Below are 1,542 nucleotides of genomic sequence, written 5' to 3'. Positions count from 1 at the left end.
TCAAGGACCTGGCGGAGCAGACCACGGTGACGCTGGGCATGGTGGCGCTGGTGGGCGGCGCGGCGGCGTACCTGCGGCTGTCGTCGCTGCTGGCCGGCGTGGCGTGCGGCGCGACGCTGGCGCTCATGGGCGGGCGCACCGCGGAGCGGGTGTCGCGGGCGCTTTCGCGGGTCGAGCGTCCCACGTACCTGGTGCTGGTGTTCCTGGTGGGCAGCCACATCCACGCGCGCGACCTGTCCGCGTGGGCGCTGTTGCCCGCGTTCGTGGGGCTGCGCTTCGTGGGCAAGGTGCTGGGCGGCACGTTCGCGCAGCGGCTCACGCGGGGCGTGTTGGACCTGCCGCCGCGCTTCGGCTACGCGCTCATCTCCCAGGGCGGGCTGGCGCTGTGCCTGGTGGCGGAGTACGTGCTGCTGGTGCCGGGCTCGCTGTCGCAGCGGGTGCTGGACGTGGTGGCGGTGGGCGCGGTCGTCAACGAGATGCTCGCGCACGGGGCCTTCCGGCACGTGCTGGCCGCGGAGCCCCGGGCCACGCCCATGCGGGACACGCCCCCCACCGGTGGCGCGGGGGTGGCCGCGTGAAGGGGTCCATCTTCCGGTTGCTGCTGCTCATGGCGCTGCTCGCGGCCATCACCCAGGCCCAGTCGGTGCGCGCGGACGCGGGCACGCCGGTGCTGCTGGCGGCGGGCGCGCTGCTGTTGTGCGGCCTGTTCGCGGGCAAGGTGGCCAGGGGCCTGGGCCTGCCGCGCCTCACCGGCTACCTGCTGGTGGGCGTGGCGGTGGGGCCGTACGCGCTGGGCTTCATCCCGAACGCGGGCGTGAAAGGGCTGGAGCTGGTGAAGGGGCTGGCGGTGAGCCTCATCGCGCTCGTCGCGGGGACGGAGCTGCACCTGGGGCTCATCCGCCGGGTGGGCACGCGCGTGGCGCTGCTCTGCGCGGCGGTGTGCGGGGTGACGTTCGCGGTGTGCTTCGGGGCGACGTTCGCGCTCAAGCCCGTGCTGCCGTTCCTGGCCCCCATGACGGTGCCGCAGGCGCTGGCGGTGAGCGCGCTGCTGTCCACGGTGGTGGTGTCGTTCTCTCCCACGGTGACCATCGCCATCGTGCAGGAGACGGCCGCGCGCGGCCCGTTCACGGAGTTCCTGATGGCGCTGGTCATCATCGGGGACCTGTTCGTGATGGTGGCCTTCGGCCTGGCGGCGGGCGTCACCCGCGCGACGTTCGGCAACGGCCTGGACCTGCCCGCGCTGGTGGGCGGGGTGGGGTGGGAGCTGTTCGGCTCCGTGGCGGTGGGGTGCCTGCTGGCGGTGGCGATGCTCCTGTACATGCGGGGCGTCAACCGCGAGCTGCCGCTGTTCCTCGTCGGCCTGTCGTTCGCCGCGGCGGAGGGCGGCGCGCGGCTGCACCTGTCGCCGCTGCTGGTGTCGCTGGCGGCCGGGGCGCTCATCGCCAACCTGGACGAGCGCGAGGGCCGGCGCATCCACCACGCCATCAACCAGGCGGGCCTGCCGGTGTTCGCGCTCTTCTTCGCCGCGGCGGGCGCGGGGCT

Annotated in this window: 1 protein-coding gene and 1 pseudogene; both read left to right on the top strand. The window is 74.3% G+C overall.

Translation table 11 applies throughout. From position 1 onward, the window contains the following. Positions 1-578, top strand: a pseudogene (locus ACLEQD_RS43115) (sodium:proton exchanger); the annotation flags it as partial. Beyond that, positions 575-1,542: cation:proton antiporter (locus ACLEQD_RS43110; RefSeq protein WP_410391750.1), on the top strand; the 968-nt coding region annotated here is incomplete at its 3' end. The pseudogene ACLEQD_RS43115 and the gene ACLEQD_RS43110, both read left to right, overlap by 4 nt.

This window comes from Corallococcus sp. 4LFB (genome assembly GCF_046520365.1).
GTDB classification, from domain to species: Bacteria; Myxococcota; Myxococcia; order Myxococcales; family Myxococcaceae; genus Corallococcus; species Corallococcus caeni.
Note: the sequence above shows the minus strand (reverse complement) of the source record. Positions and strands in the feature narration are given on the sequence as shown.